The following is a 16,414-nucleotide window of genomic DNA, read 5'->3' on the forward strand; positions in this document are numbered from 1 at the left end:
TCCTTCTATTTATTTACATATTTGATTTACTCTTTATTCACTAGTATTACCTAGTTTTGACATATTCATAAACTCTTGGATATAACAATTCTCTATTACATTGTTATAAGAAAAAGAAGCCCAATCTACAAAACAACCCGGCTGCGAGCCCGTCTCTCCATAACAGAGAGAACGGGGACAACCAGGCTGTCGTTGTTAGGATATACGAAGATTAACGGCGTATTCCAAGCTTCTCGATCAAAGCGCTATAACGTTTAACATCTTTGTTTTTCAAGTAAGCCAAGAGCTTACGACGTTGACCTACCATTTTCAAAAGCCCGCGACGGGAATGGTGGTCTTTCTTGTGCGTACGCAAGTGATCCGTCAAACCCTTGATGTTTTCCGTAAGGATAGCAATTTGCACCTCTGGAGATCCTGTATCGGATTCATGAGTTTTGTGCTCTTCGATCAACTGTTGTTTACGTTCTTGAGTCAATGCCATCCTGTTCACCTCCTTCATTATAATCGCCTATAGCCTCGTTGGGGCCGGTGAGAGCCTTCAACCAAAGCTAAGGTTATGGTTGCCTTGTCAGCAACGTATTTCAGTATATCATAGTTGCCTATTTCATGTAAATCTAAACTTCAATATTTCAAAGTTTTTCAAGATAAATTCGCTAGAATTTGCTTCGCCGTCTCGGAATCTTTCCGAATCTGGGCAATAAGTTCATCGATTGACGGAAACCGCTGCTCAGGACGTAGAAACTCCACTAACTCTACAGTGAGTTCCTCCCCGTACAAATCTCCGTTGTAATCGAGCAAATGAACCTCAAAGGAAGGTTTCGTACGATCTTTATGAAAAGTAGGTTTCACACCAATATTCATGACACCTGGATACTTCTTATCCAAGTGAGTCACCCATACAGCGTAAACACCTTTAATAGGTACTACATAGTTTTCTGACGGCTCAACATTCGCTGTAGGAAAACCAATGGTACGTCCTCTCTTCTCTCCATCGATCACAATTCCTCTAAAAGAATAGGGTCTACCTAGCATGCGTTCCGCATCCTTAACATTCCCTTGGTATAAAGCTGAACGAATAGAGGTACTGCTTACTTTCTCATCATCCAGCATTAGCGGAGGAATAGTGACGACATTCATGTGCGGTAAACCAAGTTCCCGAAGTTTTTTCTCGTCTCCGGCTCCTTTATGACCAAACCGAAAGTCAAAACCAACAACAGCTACTTTTACCTCAGATGGAAGCAAAAACTGATCGACAAACTGTTCCGGAAGAAGGTTTGAAAAAGACTCATTGAATTCGAGAACGTATAGAACGTCTACATTCATCTTCTCAAGAATCTCTTCTTTCTCACGAAGTGGGGTCAGATAACCCTGATAGTCGCCTTTACGCATCACTTCTTTTGGATGAGGATGAAAGGTTAAGACAGCAGATTGCAGTCCTTGTTCTCTCGAAAGTTTCACAGCGGACTCTATAACACTCACGTGTCCCAAATGTAGTCCATCAAACTGACCCATCGCTAGAACTTGAGGGACGGATATCTCTTTGAGCACTTCCTCATTTAAAGGAAATGATAAATTCATTGTTTTCAAATCTAATTCACCTGCAATTCCCATGATAATCCTGTTGCCTTATCTCTCAGTATAACCATTTATATAGGCTCCGGTAAAAATACCTTTACGGGAGTTATTATACCTGATTCTGCATCCCATTGAAAAACTCCTAAAAATTGTTCTTCCTCGGAGTACAGTCGAAACAACCCTTCCTGCTCTATAGCTGGCTGAACATAAGAAGCAGATACTTTTTTACCTTGAAGCACCGAACGCTCGTGTTCGCCATCAATCGTATGGGAAGGGAAGTTCCAGATCGATTGATCCGTAGGGATAAGATAATTAGATAGCGTTCCGTCCTCCACACATTGCTGAATCTCTTCAATAGTCAAACAACGCCCTGTAGGTATGCCTGCAGACATCGTTCTTTCAAGCTTCACCATTGTAGATGGGTATCCGAGTGCCTCTCCAATATCAACACATAATGTTCGAATATAAGTTCCTTTTGAACAAAGTACACGAAATGATATTTCAGGTAAGCCCTCTACGATATCTAAACCTGTAAGTTCAAGCTCATGTATCGTCACTTCTCTGCTCTTGCGTTCCACTGTCTTTCCTTCACGGGCAAGTTCATATAATCTTTTCCCGTTGATTTTTACAGCAGAATACATTGGCGGAACCTGTGATATAACACCTTGAAACTGTTGTAGCACTTTTTCAACTTGTTCAAGAGTAACATGAACATCATCTGCCTGAGCTGTTACTACACCTGTCATATCTTCCGTATCTGTTGCAATACCTAGACGAAGCGTAGCTCGATATTCTTTGGGAAGTTCCTGTAAATACTCTACTACTCGTGTTGCTTTACCCAAGCAGAGAGGAAGAACACCTGTAACCTGAGGATCCAAAGTACCCGTATGCCCGATTCTTTTCATTTTCAGAATACCTCTCATTTTAGCAACTACATCATGGGAGGTAAAGCCCGCAGGTTTTAATACAGGAAGTACTCCTTCATAACCATTCATAGCTCTTTTTTCACCCGTTCTACAACTTGTTCTACCGTCTCAGTCCACGGCCCTTCTACTCTTGCACCTGCAGCACGTATATGACCGCCGCCTCCAAATTCTTTTGCAAGGGAAGCGACATCTACTGTACCACCAGACCGGAAGCTGACTTTTACAACATCATCTGTGATAATTTTAAAGAAAATACCTACTTCTACGCCTTGAATGTTACGCGGGTAGTTTACGATTCCTTCTAAGTCATCATTAGCCGCTCCGCATTCTTCCATATCCTGAGGAGTTACAACAACCCAGGCAATTTTTCGATCCTCGCTTAAATGAAGAGTGTCTAACGCTTTAGTGAGCACTTTTAGTTGAGGTAATGTCATCTGTTCCAGCAAAAGTTCAGCTAGTTCAGGTCCATTCACCCCATGTGATAAAAGAGCGGAAGCTATTGCCATGACCTTAGGACTCGTATTTGCGTAACGGAATCCTCCTGTATCTGTAAGAATCCCCGTATAAGCCGCAGTCGCAGCATCCTTATCCCATGGTAAACCCATATGTTCTACCAAATCGTATAAGATTTCTGCTGTAGCAGCTGCGTCATCTTTAATGATATTCACTTCGCCATACCCGTTGTTTGTCGGATGATGATCAATATTGAGGATTTGCTTTTCTTCCGTAAACCAGTGTTTTACACGACCAACACGTTCATAATCCGCACAGTCAACACAAACGACATATTGATACGGTTTAGATGGTTGTTCTAAAGTACCGTTTAAAATATGAGAAGCTCCCCACATGTAATGCATCCGAGGAGGGATAGGTCCTTCATTAATCATCGTGAATTTCTTCCCCAGACATGAGAGAAGCCAGCCCACCATTACGGTGGAGCTGACTGCATCTCCGTCCGGCTGTACATGCGACACGATCAGGAAGTCATCATGCTCCAAAAGAAATTCCTTTCCCTGTTGAAGCGCCTGTTCATAGGTCTGCATTGCCGTCTCCTTTATTCATCTCATTTAGAATCCTTCGGTTCAATCTCGGTAAGCAGCTTTTCAATGCGGCTACCATACTCGATGGATTCATCAATTTTGAATATCAACTCAGGTACGTGACGAAGTCTAATTCTTTTTCCCAGTTCGCTACGTAAAAATCCGTTTGCTTTGTCTAGGGCTTTTAAAGAATTATTCTTTTGTTCATCGTCTCCAAGCACACTCAAATAGATTTTGGCTTGTGACAGATCATTTGTTAAATCAACACCAGTCACTGTAACAAAACCAATTCTAGGATCTTTAAGTTCCGATTGGATCAGCAGACTGAGCTCTTTTTTGATCTGCTCACCTACGCGTCCAGTTCTAATTTTAGCCATGGGTGTCACCTCTCTTGCAGTGGACGTTATTTACGTTCAACAGTTTCCATTACGAACGCTTCGATTACGTCGCCTTCTCTAATGTCATTGAAGTTCTCAATCGTAATACCACACTCATAACCTTGAGCAACTTCTTTCACATCATCCTTAAAGCGTTTCAACGTATCTAGTTTACCTTCGAAAATAACAATGCCTTCACGGATGATACGAGTTTGTGATGCACGAGTAATCTTACCGGAAGTTACCATACAACCTGCAATGGTACCAACTTTGCTGATTTTGAACGTATTTCTAATTTCAGCATGCCCAATAACATTCTCTTTGAATTCAGGATCAAGCATACCTTTCATCGCTTGCTCAATCTCTTCAATTACATTGTAAATTACATTGTAGAGACGAACGTCGACTTTTTCGGCATCTGCAGTTGATTTTGCTTGAACTTCAGGTCGAACGTTAAATCCGATAACGATAGCATTGGAAGCTGCTGCGAGAATAATATCAGATTCTGTGATCGCACCTGCACCGCTATGGATAATTTTAACACGTACGCCTTCTACTTCAATCTTAGCTAGAGAGCCTTTAAGAGCCTCAACCGTACCTTGAACGTCACCTTTAATGATTACGTTCAGAGCCTTCATCTCGCCATCCTTAATGTGCTGGAACAGATCATCAAGGGTAACACGAGTTTGTGTACCTAGGTCAGATTCACGTTGTGTAATCGCACGTTTGTCTGCGATTGAACGTGCTTTACGCTCATCTTCAAATACCATAAACGGATCGCCAGCGAGTGGCACTTCTTGCAAACCAGTGATTTCAACTGGTGTAGAAGGACCCGCTTCTTTAATCTTACGACCTTTGTCGTTGACCATTGCGCGAACACGACCGAAGCAGTTACCTGCAACAAATGCGTCTCCGACTTTCAAAGTACCATTTTGAACAAGCAAACGCATTACTGGTCCGCGGCCTTTATCTAGCTCCGCTTCAATTACTGTACCACGTGCACGCTTGTCAGGATTTGCTTTATATTCGTTCACTTCTGCAACAAGCAGAATCATTTCAAGCAGTTCTTCGATACCCATTTTTTGTTTCGCAGAAACGTTAACGAAGATAGTATCTCCGCCCCATTCTTCTGGAACAAGTTCATAGTTCGTAAGTTCTTGCTTAACGCGGTCCGGATCTGCACCCGGTTTATCGATTTTGTTAACCGCAACGATAATCGGAAGATTAGCCGCTTTAGCGTGATTAATTGCTTCGACAGTCTGTGGCATAACACCATCATCAGCTGCAACCACAATAATCGTCATATCCGTTACTTCTGCACCACGAGCACGCATTGCTGTAAACGCTTCGTGACCTGGAGTATCAAGGAAAGTGATTTTTTTGTTATTGATCTCTACTTGATAAGCACCAATATGCTGTGTAATACCGCCGGCTTCGCCACTCGTTACACTAGTGGAACGAATAGTATCGAGAAGCGTCGTTTTACCATGGTCAACGTGTCCCATGATCGTTACAACTGGTGGACGAGATTGAAGATCTGTTGGCTCATCGTTTTCTTCAACCGTCTCGAAACGGTCATCTTCTACCGGAATCTTCACTTCAACTTCAACACCAAACTCGCCTGCGAGAAGCAAGATCGTATCAAGGTCAAGTTCTTGGTTGATGGTTGCCATAACACCCATCGAGATGAGTTTCTTAATTACTTCAGAAGCATCCTTGTGAAGCAGTTTTGCTGCATCGCCAACCGTCATGTTACCGCGAACGATAATTTTCTTCGGTGTGTTGTCGATTTTTTCACGAGGAGGTTGGTTTTGATTACGTCCACGGTTGTTTTTACCACCACGGTTGTTACCACGGTAATTACCTCTACCATTGCCGTCTTCAAAACGACGACCGCCGCCCGGACGATTGCTGTTGTTACGGTTCTGGTTACCGTTTCCGCTGCCACCGCGGTTGTTATTTCCCTGGGTGCTGCCGCCTGTAGTATTGCTACGACTTTGTCCAGTTGATGGCTGAGAAGAACGGCCCGCACTGTTACCTTGTTGTGGTCTATTCGTGTTGTTACCTTGGCCGGAAGGTCTGTTGCTGCTTGAGCTATTACCTTGTCCAGCAGGTCTGCTGTTTCCGTTGCTTCCTTGACTAGCAGGTCTACTGCTTCCTGCATTGCTTGGGCGATTACCTTGTGCGCCGCCGGATTGACCTACACTGCCACTTGTTCTACGGGAGTCTTGCCCGCCTTGTCTTTGAGTACCACTGTTATTGGTTTGACTTGGTCTATTATTCATACCTACCTGCTTTTCCTGTTGTTTTTTTGGTTGAGAGTCACTTGAATTGTTCTTTACGTTGCCTGACTCTTGATTTGTTTTCACTTCGTTATTCAAATTCGAATTGGCACCTCCTTGAAGAGACGGGATCGAGCGATTATTTCTGTCATCTTTAACCGCTGATGTTGCAACCGCCTGAGCGGATGAATTCTGTTCACGTTTGGAAGCAGCGCCTGACTTGATGTTATTAAAAAACTGTTCCACTTTCGCTACAGATCCGTTCTCCATTACGCTCATATGATTGTTTACTGGAATTTCCAACTTCTTAAGAATGGTAATGATTTCCTTGCTACTCATGTTGATTGATTTTGCATATTCATAAACTCGCAGTTTGTCTTTGCTTTCCTGTTTACTCAATATACTCCACCTCCGACATTGTCAAGGCTTGCTTCGAGATCATACTTACAAATCCCGGGTCCGTCACCGCAAGCACAATGCGTTCAGGTTTACCCATGGCACTGCCTAGGGAGTCTCGATCAAAACCGATTACGAGAGGAACATTGTACGACTTGCACTTGTCGCGAAATTTTTTACGTGTATTTTCCGATGCATTACCCGCAACTATAACCAATTTCGCTTCGGATGACCGGATGGCCTTGAGTACGATCTCATCACCAGAAACAAGCTTGCCTGCTCGCATTGCAAGCCCGATATAAGATAATGCCTTATTCATTGTCTACTCTTTTCTGTGCTTCTAAGAATTCATCTTGAGCACTGAGGAAATCTTGTGCAAGCTGCTCATATATCCCAGGTACTACCTGAGCTTTAAGCGCCCGATCCAAGGAGCGGTTCTTCTGAGCAAGACGAAAACAAGCTTCCTTGCCGCATAGATAAGCACCACGGCCAGATTTCTTGCCAGACAAATCGATCAGCACTTCTTCCTCGGGAGTTCTTACAACCCGTATTAGCTGTTTCTTTGGCATCATTTCCTGACACGCTACACATTTGCGCAGCGGTACTTTTCGTTGTTTCATCTTATAGGCCCCCAATCATTCTCCCGTTAGTCAACGGTGATGGAATCCTGATGCATTTCTTCAGAAGAATCTTTCTCTCTTCCGTATTCCTGTTCCGCCTGGCTTTCACTCTTGATATCAATTTTCCAGCCTGTCAGCTTTGCAGCAAGACGAGCATTTTGCCCTTTGATACCGATCGCAAGAGAAAGTTGATAGTCAGGTACGATAACCCGGGCCATCTTCTCATTCTCAAAAACCTGTACCTCTAACACTTTGGAAGGGCTCAGTGCATTGGCAACATATTCCTCAACAAGATCAGAATATTTTACGATATCAATTTTCTCACCGCGCAGTTCACCCACAATGGTCTGCACGCGTGTTCCTCTTGGTCCTACGCAAGATCCGACTGGATCTACTTCGTCATTGCGTGAATGCACCGCAATTTTAGAACGGAATCCTGCTTCACGAGCTACCGAACGAATTTCAACGACACCGTCGAAAATCTCGGGAACTTCCAGTTCAAACAACCGTTTGAGCAGACCTGGATGTGTACGTGAAAGCACGATTTGAGGTCCTTTGGTTGTGTTCTCAACTTTAGTAATGTAAGCCTTGATACGATCACCGTGAACAAACTTTTCATTAGGCATCAGTTCAGTAAGAGGCAAAACTGCTTCCACTTTCCCGAGGTCAATATAAATACTACGCAGATCTTGACGTTGAACCACACCTGTTACGATGTCTTCTTCTTTGTCTACGAAAGCATTATAGATCAAACCACGTTCTGCTTCACGGATACGCTGGGTAACCACTTGTTTTGCAGTTTGAGCAGCAATACGACCAAAGTCTCTTGGTGTCACTTCAATTTCTGCAATATCTTCAAGCTGGAAGTGAGGATTAATCTCACGTGCAGCAGGCAAGGAGATCTCTGTACGCGGATCGAGGACCTCTTCCACAACCATTTTCCGGGCGTATACTCTTATTACACCGGAATTACGGTTCATATCAACACGAACATTTTGTGCTGTATTAAAATTGCGCTTGTAGCTCGAAATGAGAGCAGCTTCAATCGCTTCAAACAGAACGTCCTTGCTGATCCCCTTATCTCTTTCTAACTCATTCATTGCTTCAATAAAATCCATACTCATGAATGTAATCCCCCTTTCAAACATCTCATCCATAGCGTAAAACGGCGAAGTTCTCTTCGCCTGAGGAAGAGAACCTTGCCGTTACACGCGGAATGAATTTAATTCATAGTAGAGTGTAATTAACACTAAAAAACAACAGCCAAACGTGCACTCGCCACTTTTGAATAAGGAACGGTATGCTTCTTTTTACCCGAAGCAATTACCATTTCTTCCTCTTCAAAAGATAACAGCTCGCCTTCAAATTCCTTCAGACCGCCAATCGGTTCGTATGTAGTAACATATACGTTTTTACCTACCGCTTTGGCCACGTCGGCAGATTTTTTCAGGGGGCGTTCCGCACCGGGAGATGAAACTTCCAGAAAATAGGCGTCAGGAATTGGATCATTCTTATCGAGCTCAGTGCTTACAAATTCACTGATCTGTCCACAATCATCCAAATCGATACCACCTTCTTTATCCACGTAAATACGCAAGAAAAAGTTGCTACCTTCCTTCACGTATTCCACATCCACGAGCTCAAAAGCATGCTCTTCAAGATAAGGCTTAATCATTTCTTCCACGGTAGTTTTAATCTTTGTGCTCAAATACAATAACCTCCAAATTAGGTTAGTGCCGATGGTAATCGGCGAAATTTCTATATACCAAAGAGTAAAGAGTGGGTTTCCCCACTCTTTAAGCAACGGTTTTATCCTCATGATTACCATTAAAATTATAACATAGTCAGTCATTAGTGACAAGTATAGTCACTTGACTAGACTTTTACTCAGGTAATCTTAAAAATAGGGCAGGTAATTACTTCACAACCTACTGTATCAACTAAAACAGGGATAATTGATTGCTTTCTGGCAGTCCTCGGAAACAACCCATTTGTGTGAGTAGTTCCACTGCCGTTTTACTCGCTTTGGACTTCTGCTGGAAATCTTCAATTGATAAAAATTCACCTTGTTCACGTGCTGCCGCAATATTACGAGCTGCATTATCCCCTATTCCCTGCAAAGCAGAAAACGGAGGAATCAAAGAATCATTATCAACAATGAAGCGTGTCGCGTCAGAGCGGTATAAGTCAATAGATTTGAAGCTAAACCCGCGAGCTGTCATCTCTAAAGCCATCTCAAGCACGGAAAGCATCGATTTCTCTTTGGTAGAAGCTTGAAAACCAAGTTGTTCAATCTCAATAATCTTGCGGTATATTGCATCGTATCCTTGGCAGGCAAGCTCTATATCGAAGTCCTCTGCACGAACAGAGAAATAAGTCGCATAATATTCAATAGGATAATACAGTTTGAAAAAGGCCGTTCTTACTGCAGAGATAACATAAGCCGAGGCATGGGCTTTCGGGAACATGTACTGAATTTTTAGACAAGAGTCAATGTACCATTGCGGTACCTTGCAATTTTTCATCTCGTCAATCCATTCCTGACTAAGTCCCTTACCTTTACGAACACTCTCTGTAATTTTAAAAGCAAGTGCAGCATCCATCCCATGCTTATAAATCAGGAACAACATGATATCATCACGGCAGCCAATAACGGTTTTAATGTTGCATGTTCCATTTTTGATAAGTTCTTGAGCATTACCAAGCCATACACCGGTTCCATGAGAGAGCCCTGAAATTTGCAGCAAGTCGGCAAAGTTTGTAGGCTGAGACTCAACAAGCATCTGACGTACGAATTTGGTTCCCATCTCAGGAACTCCATAGGTAGCCACAGGAGTACGAATCTTTTCGGGTGAAACTCCAAGTGCATCTGTGGAATTAAACATGCTCATGACTTTCGGGTCGTTCATTGGAATCGTTGTAGGATCAACACCCGTTAAATCCTGAAGCATTCTCATCATCGTAGGATCATCATGTCCTAGTATATCAAGCTTGAGCAGATTATCCTCAAATGCATGATAGTCAAAATGAGTCGTTTTCCACTCTGCACTTGTATCATCTGCAGGATATTGTACTGGAGTTACGTCCTCAACTTCAATATAATCCGGAACTACAACGATACCGCCCGGATGCTGTCCTGTACTTCTCTTCACACCTGTACAACCTGATGCCAGACGATTAAGCTCAGCTCCGCGCCAAGATTTCTGATGGGATTCTTCGTATTTTTTTGCAAAACCAAAAGCCGTCTTCTCTGCCACGGTACCTATCGTACCTGCTCTAAACACGCTCTTTTCACCGAACAACACTTTCGTGTAATGGTGAGCTTTCGGCTGATATTCCCCTGAGAAGTTCAAGTCAATATCCGGTACCTTGTCCCCTTTAAAACCAAGGAACGTTTCAAACGGAATATCTTGTCCCTCTCCTTTGAGCGTTGTTCCACATTCAGGACAATCCTTTACAGGAAGATCGAATCCACTCTTAATACTTCCATCAAGGAACCACTCGCTGTATTTACATTCGTTATTCATGCAAATATAATGAGGCGGCAGAGGATTAACTTCTGATATCCCGAGGAATGTCGCAACGACAGAAGAACCTACAGATCCCCGAGAACCTACCAAATAGCCATCTTCATTCGATTTTTTTACGAGTTTTTCCGAAATCAGATAGTTGGCAGAAAAACCAAATTTGATAATCGGTTCAAGTTCTTTTTCCAGTCGTTTTACAACGACATCCGGTACTTCATCCCCATATATATTTTTTGCGGTTTCATAGCATTTGCTGCGAATTTCTTCTTCGGCGCCTTCTAAAATTGGAGTGAACAATTCTTTTGGAAATAACTGAATCTCTTCAAATCGATCTGCCAGGTCACTTGTATTCGTCACTACCACTTCAAATGCCTTGTCTTTACCTAAAAATTCGAACTCTTCAAGCATTTCATTCGTTGTTCTGAAGTGAGCATCTGGCTTACGAATGTCTTTTAGTGGACTATAACCGGTAATTCCGTGAATCGTAATATCCCGATAAATTTTGTCTCGTGGGTCCAGATAATGTACATTACCAGTAGCAACAACAGGTTTACCCAGTTTATCTCCAATTTCAACGACTTTCCGAATTGCCGTTTTAATCTCTTCCGGAGTAGCCACGAGTCCTTTGTCAACAAGATGCATATACATCGTCACTGGCTGAATTTCCAGTACATCGTAAAAATGCGCGATTTCTTCTGCTTCTTCCACAGACTTGTTGAGTACTGCTTCAAAAAACTCGCCTTTTTCACAGCCCGACATAATAAGCAGACCTTCTCTATACTGAACCAACTTTGATTTAGGAATTGTAGCCACACGTTTAAAATGTTCTGTATGTGAAAGAGAAACTAACTTGTACAAGTTTTTCTTCCCTACGCCATTCAGTGCGTATATGCCGCTGTGGAAAGGTCTTGAATTGGATAAATCCATTCCAACATAATCGTTCAAGCGATCTAGCATCGTGATCCCTTTAATTTGTACAGCATCATTCAGAAGTCCTGTTAGAATCCCTGCAAGTGCAATTGTATCATCAATCGCACGGTGATGATTTTCTAGCGAGACTTTATACTTATCAGCTAGTGTGTTCAGCCTGTGATTCTTCATGGAAGGATGGAGCATCCGAGCAAGTTCCAGTGTATCGAGTACAGGATTGTCAAGCGGACTCATCCCAAGTGATTTGAGATTAGCTTGAACGAATCCCATATCAAATCTCGCGTTGTGAGCGACAAGAATCCCATCACCCACAAATTTTACAAAATCCTGCAATACCGGCTCAAGTTCTGGCGCATCCTTGACCATTTCATCGTTAATGTTAGTCAACTGCTGGATATTATAAGGGATTCGTTCATGAGGATTTACGAAAGTAGCAAATCGATCAACTTCCTTATCTTCCACCATTTTTACCGCAGCAATTTCAATAATTTTATTTTGTGTAACCGATAATCCCGTGGTCTCAATATCAAATACGATATATGAGGAGGTCTTTAAATCCAGTGGCTGTGGCTGCATAACTACGGCTACCGCATCATTTACAATATTCGCTTCTAAGCCATACATCATTTTTATGCCATGCTTTTTGGCTGCCTTTGCAGCTTCCGGGTATACCTGAACTCCGCCATGATCGGTAACGGCAATTGCTTTATGCCCCCAACTTGCAGCAGTTTTTACGTAACTGTCAATGGAGGTTACTGCATCCATCGTACTCATTTTCGTATGAAGATGGAATTCTACGCGCTTTTGTTCTGCATTATCCTTACGACTAGGAGGTGCCTGTACTTCAACCAAATCGGAAGGAATCATGGCAAGCTCCGGTATTTGCATAAAGCGATCGTATTCTACACGGCCACGAACTTTGACCCATTTACCATTGGCTAATAAGTTCAGAGTTCTGACGTCTTCCTTAGTCTTGGCAAACACTTTCATCTGCATGGAATCAGTAAAGTCCGTAAGATAGAACATGTAGAGCGTATTACCGTTTCGCAATTCTTTTTTATCGAGTCCAAATATGGTCCCTTGCAGCGTAATCTTCTTCTCTTCATCCTGAATTTCCTGAATTGGGACAGGTTGTTCTTTTATGTCATAACCCATCTGAAGTCTTACGTCGCCTTCTTCTTCATCAATTGGGGCCATTTCTGACTCAATCATCGTCATCATATTCTCGATAACTTCGCGTTCTTCTTCCCGCTTTTTCTGTTCGAATTTTTCCATTGCTTCGCGGTTACTTTCACCGATGAGCATTTTCACTTTCAAAGGCAATTTGAAAAAGCGGTCATAGTAAGTCACGATGGCTTGGTCGATCTGTTTTTTGCGAGCAAGTTCAAGTGCCATTCCATCGCTCAACGTTAAGGTTAGCAGTCCTGACTCTACGGTTTGAGAAGCACGATTCATCCAGCCGTTTACGGACGGGATTTGCTGATGTACCCATTCCAGAAACAGGTTCCAATACTCATCTACTAGATCGGATTCTGAAACAGTAGATTGATATTGAAAAGTAAAACTAATTTTAGCAATATGGCTCATTTTATCCCGGATATGCAAACAAAATGCCCGAAAAACAGGTGCTGGGACAAGCGTTTCCTTGGCGATCGTAATATGCCAGTCGCGATTACTTCGGCTAATTTCTACATGATCAATATATCCATCTATAAAATGAGGTTCCATTATACCGGCAGGCAGCTCCGCCTGTTTCATCAGCAGTTCGAACCTTTTTCTTTGTTCACTTGTATCGTTCAAATGTTTCTCCCCCCATTCCAAACAAAAAAACATGAAAAGCTTCTGCGCACAAAAATGGGGACCGATCCGTAAAAGGGCACCGTCTCATTTCGGACAGAAGCTTATCATTAGTGTTACTCCGTAAACCTTATTTTTTAATACGCTCTAGCAAATACTACAGTATGTTCAGCTTTCTGTCCACAGACGAGGCAGGTATGTTTTTCCTCGGATGGTTCAAAAGGAATATTCCGGCTGGTTGCACCGGTTACCTCTTTTACCTTGTCTTCGCAAACTTCTGAACCACACCAGCCAGCAAGCGAAAATCCACGTTTTTCTTCCATTAGCGCCTTCATCTCTTCAAGCGTATCTACGGAATAAAAATGCTCCTGCAAGAAAGATTGTGCACGTTCAAACATATCTTTTTGAACCTGCTCAAGCATTGCCTGAACTTCTTCAGTTAAATTATCTTGCTGAATAACTTTTTTCTCGCCTGTAATACGGGAAACGAGAACACACACTCCGTTTTCCATATCACGAGGTCCGATTTCAAGACGAACCGGTACACCGCGCATTTCGTATTCGTTGAATTTCCATCCTGGACGAACATCACTGCGATCATCCATCTTCACACGTACGCCCGCTTTTTTCAACTCAGCGAACAGCTCATCAGCACGACCGACAACTTGGTCACGAGTTTTAGGAGGTCCTATTGGAATAATAATGACTTGTGTTGGTGCTACTTTTGGAGGTAATGCAAGACCACGATCATCACCATGAACCATAATCATAGCTCCGATAAGACGAGTGCTTGTTCCCCAAGAAGTAGTATGTGCAAATTCAAGTACATTTTCACGGTTCAAATACTGAATTTCAAATGCTTTGGCAAAATTAGTACCCATGTAATGGGAAGTCCCTGCTTGTACAGCACGACCATCTTTCATCATGGCTTCAATTGAGAATGTATCGACAGCACCCGCAAATTTTTCGGATTTCGTCTTTTGCCCCATAATAACAGGAATCGCAAGAACCTCTTCAACGACTTCACGGTACACTTCTAGCATTTGCATCGTTTCCTGACGAGCTTCTTCTTCATTCTCATGAGCAGTATGACCTTCCTGCCATAAGAACTCACTTGTACGTAGGAACGGCATCGTGCGTTTTTCCCAGCGCACTACGTTTGCCCACTGATTGATCATCACTGGGAGATCGCGATATGACTGGATCCATTTAGAATACATATGGCCAAAAATTGTTTCGGAAGTTGGACGAATCGCAAGACGTTCTTCCAGCTTCTCTCCACCCGCTTCCGTTACCCAAGGCAATTCAGGATTAAACCCTTCCACATGTTCCTTTTCCTTCTGAAAGAAGCTTTCTGGGATAAACATAGGGAAGTAAGCATTACGATGACCTGTTTCTTTGAAACGGCGATCCATATTGTCTTTAATATGCTCCCAAATTTCGTAACCGTCCGGTTTAAATACGATACATCCCCGAACTGGAGAATAATCCATTAAATCCGCTTTTTTGATCGTATCAATATACCAGCGAGAAAAATCTTCTGACTGGGGTGTAATTTCAGTAACAAACTGTTTATCGTTCGACATAAGACTCGATTCCGTCCTCCCGTAGTTCCTAAAGGGAGCCTCTATAGATTAGAACACTCCCAAGAACACAATTATCCATTAATTAAACGCAAGATATCATTATAAGTTACAGCAATCATAAGAATGAACAACATCGCAAAACCAATGAAATGTACCATTCCTTCGCGACCCGGATCAATGGGCTTGCCACGCAATCCTTCAATCCCCAAAAAGACGAGTCTACTTCCATCAAGTGCCGGGATCGGCAATAAGTTAAAAATCCCAAGATACAGACTAAGGATAGCTGTCCAATTGGTCAATTGTAATATTCCTTGTTTGGCAATTTGACCAGTCACTTCAAACGTACGAACGGGTCCACCAAGATCATCAATATTAAACTTGGCAATTAGCTGTCTAAACCCTTCAAAGATTCCTTGGGTCGTAGTTACCATGTTCTTACCAGCAACGACAAACGACTCACCAAAGCCTACATCTTTACGAGGGAATTCACCCGTAATACCAACTTTCCCTCCAACTTGACCTTCCATCGCTCGAGGCGTAATGGTTAGATCAAATACTTGGTCACCACGACGTACTGTCCATTCCATCGGCTTATCTTGGGAATCAGCAATGAGTTGAACCATCTTGTTGTAATCCCCGCCAATGGTTTCCCCATTAATCGTTTCGACGATATCACCTTTTTGAAGGTCCGCTTCCGCTGCAGGCATTCCCTCCGATACAGTACCGATCTTGACATACGTCGGATTCTCTATTGGAGCTCCTGCTGCCATCGCATAAATTGCAAACAAGATAAACGCCAGCAAAAAGTTCATAAACGGTCCGGCAAAAATGGCAAGCGCTCTTTGACCGACCGTTTTACTGTTAAACTGACGATCTTTAGGAGCAATCTGTGTTTCTTGATTTCTAGCAATGAGCATCGCTGCAGGATGAACAGGAAATTGTTGCTGTTCTCCATCTACATCTAGTTCAACCATCAACCGTCTTTCGAGGTCAATGGAAACAACTTCTCCACGAATTACATTTTTTCGATTATCAAGTTGATCCAGATAAATGTTTTTGACCTGTCCATCGGCTACTTTAACGGCAATAGTTTGTCCCGGCTGTATTTCTACAAGTTCAGGATCTTCACCCGCCATGCGCGCATAGCCACCGAATGGCAATAACCTTAGTGTAAAAGTTGTTTCTTGATGCTTATAAGAAAACAGCTTCGGGCCAAAACCGATGGCAAATTCTCTAACAAGAATGCCAGCTCGTTTGGCAAAATAATAATGGCCCCATTCATGCACCGTCACGATGACGAAAAACATGAGCACCGTTAAAATTACAATTTGCAAGGTTTCCAAATTACTTCCATCCTC

13 protein-coding genes are annotated in these 16,414 nt (G+C 42.7%); all 13 read right to left on the bottom strand.

Annotation, left to right across the window (positions count from 1 at the left end; genetic code table 11):
- Positions 1 to 211: 211 nt before the first annotated feature.
- Complete coding sequence (rpsO, locus tag KFT32_RS04440) at positions 212 to 481, bottom strand: 30S ribosomal protein S15 (protein WP_211745899.1); 270 nt, start codon at positions 479 to 481, stop codon at positions 212 to 214.
- Between the two features lie 158 nt (positions 482 to 639).
- A complete protein-coding gene (locus KFT32_RS04445) occupies positions 640 to 1,587 on the bottom strand; it encodes a bifunctional riboflavin kinase/FAD synthetase (protein WP_211745900.1) in 948 nt (315 codons plus the stop codon).
- Positions 1,588 to 1,646: 59 nt separating this feature from the next.
- Positions 1,647 to 2,570, bottom strand: a complete 924-nt coding sequence (gene truB, locus KFT32_RS04450; protein ID WP_211745901.1) for a tRNA pseudouridine(55) synthase TruB — start codon at positions 2,568 to 2,570, stop codon at positions 1,647 to 1,649.
- Complete coding sequence (locus tag KFT32_RS04455; protein WP_211745902.1) at positions 2,567 to 3,544, bottom strand: DHH family phosphoesterase; 978 nt, start codon at positions 3,542 to 3,544, stop codon at positions 2,567 to 2,569. The genes truB and KFT32_RS04455 overlap by 4 nt, the downstream gene beginning before the upstream one ends.
- A gap of 20 nt (positions 3,545 to 3,564) precedes the next feature.
- Positions 3,565 to 3,918: a 30S ribosome-binding factor RbfA gene (gene rbfA / locus KFT32_RS04460; protein ID WP_211745903.1), complete on the bottom strand. Its 354-nt coding sequence runs from the start codon at positions 3,916 to 3,918 to the stop codon at positions 3,565 to 3,567.
- 26 nt (positions 3,919 to 3,944) lie between these two features.
- Complete coding sequence (infB, locus tag KFT32_RS04465) at positions 3,945 to 6,599, bottom strand: translation initiation factor IF-2 (RefSeq protein WP_211745904.1); 2,655 nt, start codon at positions 6,597 to 6,599, stop codon at positions 3,945 to 3,947.
- On the bottom strand, positions 6,592 to 6,915 hold the full coding sequence (locus KFT32_RS04470) for a L7Ae/L30e/S12e/Gadd45 family ribosomal protein (RefSeq protein WP_191798454.1): 324 nt from the start codon (positions 6,913 to 6,915) through the stop codon (positions 6,592 to 6,594). The genes infB and KFT32_RS04470 overlap by 8 nt, the downstream gene beginning before the upstream one ends.
- A complete protein-coding gene (rnpM, locus tag KFT32_RS04475; protein ID WP_211745905.1) occupies positions 6,908 to 7,216 on the bottom strand; it encodes an RNase P modulator RnpM in 309 nt (102 codons plus the stop codon). The genes KFT32_RS04470 and rnpM overlap by 8 nt, the downstream gene beginning before the upstream one ends.
- A gap of 26 nt (positions 7,217 to 7,242) precedes the next feature.
- Complete coding sequence (nusA, locus tag KFT32_RS04480) at positions 7,243 to 8,340, bottom strand: transcription termination factor NusA (RefSeq protein ID WP_211745906.1); 1,098 nt, start codon at positions 8,338 to 8,340, stop codon at positions 7,243 to 7,245.
- A gap of 125 nt (positions 8,341 to 8,465) precedes the next feature.
- On the bottom strand, positions 8,466 to 8,924 hold the full coding sequence (rimP, locus tag KFT32_RS04485) for a ribosome maturation factor RimP (protein ID WP_211745907.1): 459 nt from the start codon (positions 8,922 to 8,924) through the stop codon (positions 8,466 to 8,468).
- Positions 8,925 to 9,156: 232 nt separating this feature from the next.
- On the bottom strand, positions 9,157 to 13,473 hold the full coding sequence (locus KFT32_RS04490) for a PolC-type DNA polymerase III (RefSeq protein ID WP_283246403.1): 4,317 nt from the start codon (positions 13,471 to 13,473) through the stop codon (positions 9,157 to 9,159).
- Positions 13,474 to 13,607: 134 nt separating this feature from the next.
- Positions 13,608 to 15,056 carry a proline--tRNA ligase gene (proS, locus tag KFT32_RS04495; protein ID WP_211745909.1) on the bottom strand — a complete coding sequence of 483 codons (1,449 nt, stop codon included), beginning with the start codon at positions 15,054 to 15,056 and terminating at the stop codon, positions 13,608 to 13,610.
- A gap of 71 nt (positions 15,057 to 15,127) precedes the next feature.
- The gene (gene rseP, locus KFT32_RS04500) at positions 15,128 to 16,399 is read right to left on the bottom strand and encodes an RIP metalloprotease RseP (RefSeq protein ID WP_211745910.1); all 1,272 of its coding nucleotides are present in this window, start codon (positions 16,397 to 16,399) and stop codon (positions 15,128 to 15,130) included.
- Between the last annotated feature and the right edge of the window lie 15 nt (positions 16,400 to 16,414).

Source organism: Paenibacillus sp. Marseille-Q4541, assembly GCF_018310695.1.
GTDB lineage: Bacteria > Bacillota > Bacilli > Paenibacillales > Paenibacillaceae > Paenibacillus.

Coding starts and splice junctions, on each gene's coding strand:
- rpsO (WP_211745899.1), bottom strand. CDS start 481: ATGGCATTGACTCAAGAACGTAAACAACAGTTGATCGAAGAGCACAAA.
- KFT32_RS04470 (WP_191798454.1), bottom strand. CDS start 6,915: ATGAATAAGGCATTATCTTATATCGGGCTTGCAATGCGAGCAGGCAAG.
- KFT32_RS04455 (WP_211745902.1), bottom strand. CDS start 3,544: ATGCAGACCTATGAACAGGCGCTTCAACAGGGAAAGGAATTTCTTTTG.
- proS (WP_211745909.1), bottom strand. CDS start 15,056: ATGTCGAACGATAAACAGTTTGTTACTGAAATTACACCCCAGTCAGAA.
- rnpM (WP_211745905.1), bottom strand. CDS start 7,216: ATGAAACAACGAAAAGTACCGCTGCGCAAATGTGTAGCGTGTCAGGAA.
- truB (WP_211745901.1), bottom strand. CDS start 2,570: ATGAATGGTTATGAAGGAGTACTTCCTGTATTAAAACCTGCGGGCTTT.
- rbfA (WP_211745903.1), bottom strand. CDS start 3,918: ATGGCTAAAATTAGAACTGGACGCGTAGGTGAGCAGATCAAAAAAGAG.
- nusA (WP_211745906.1), bottom strand. CDS start 8,340: ATGAGTATGGATTTTATTGAAGCAATGAATGAGTTAGAAAGAGATAAG.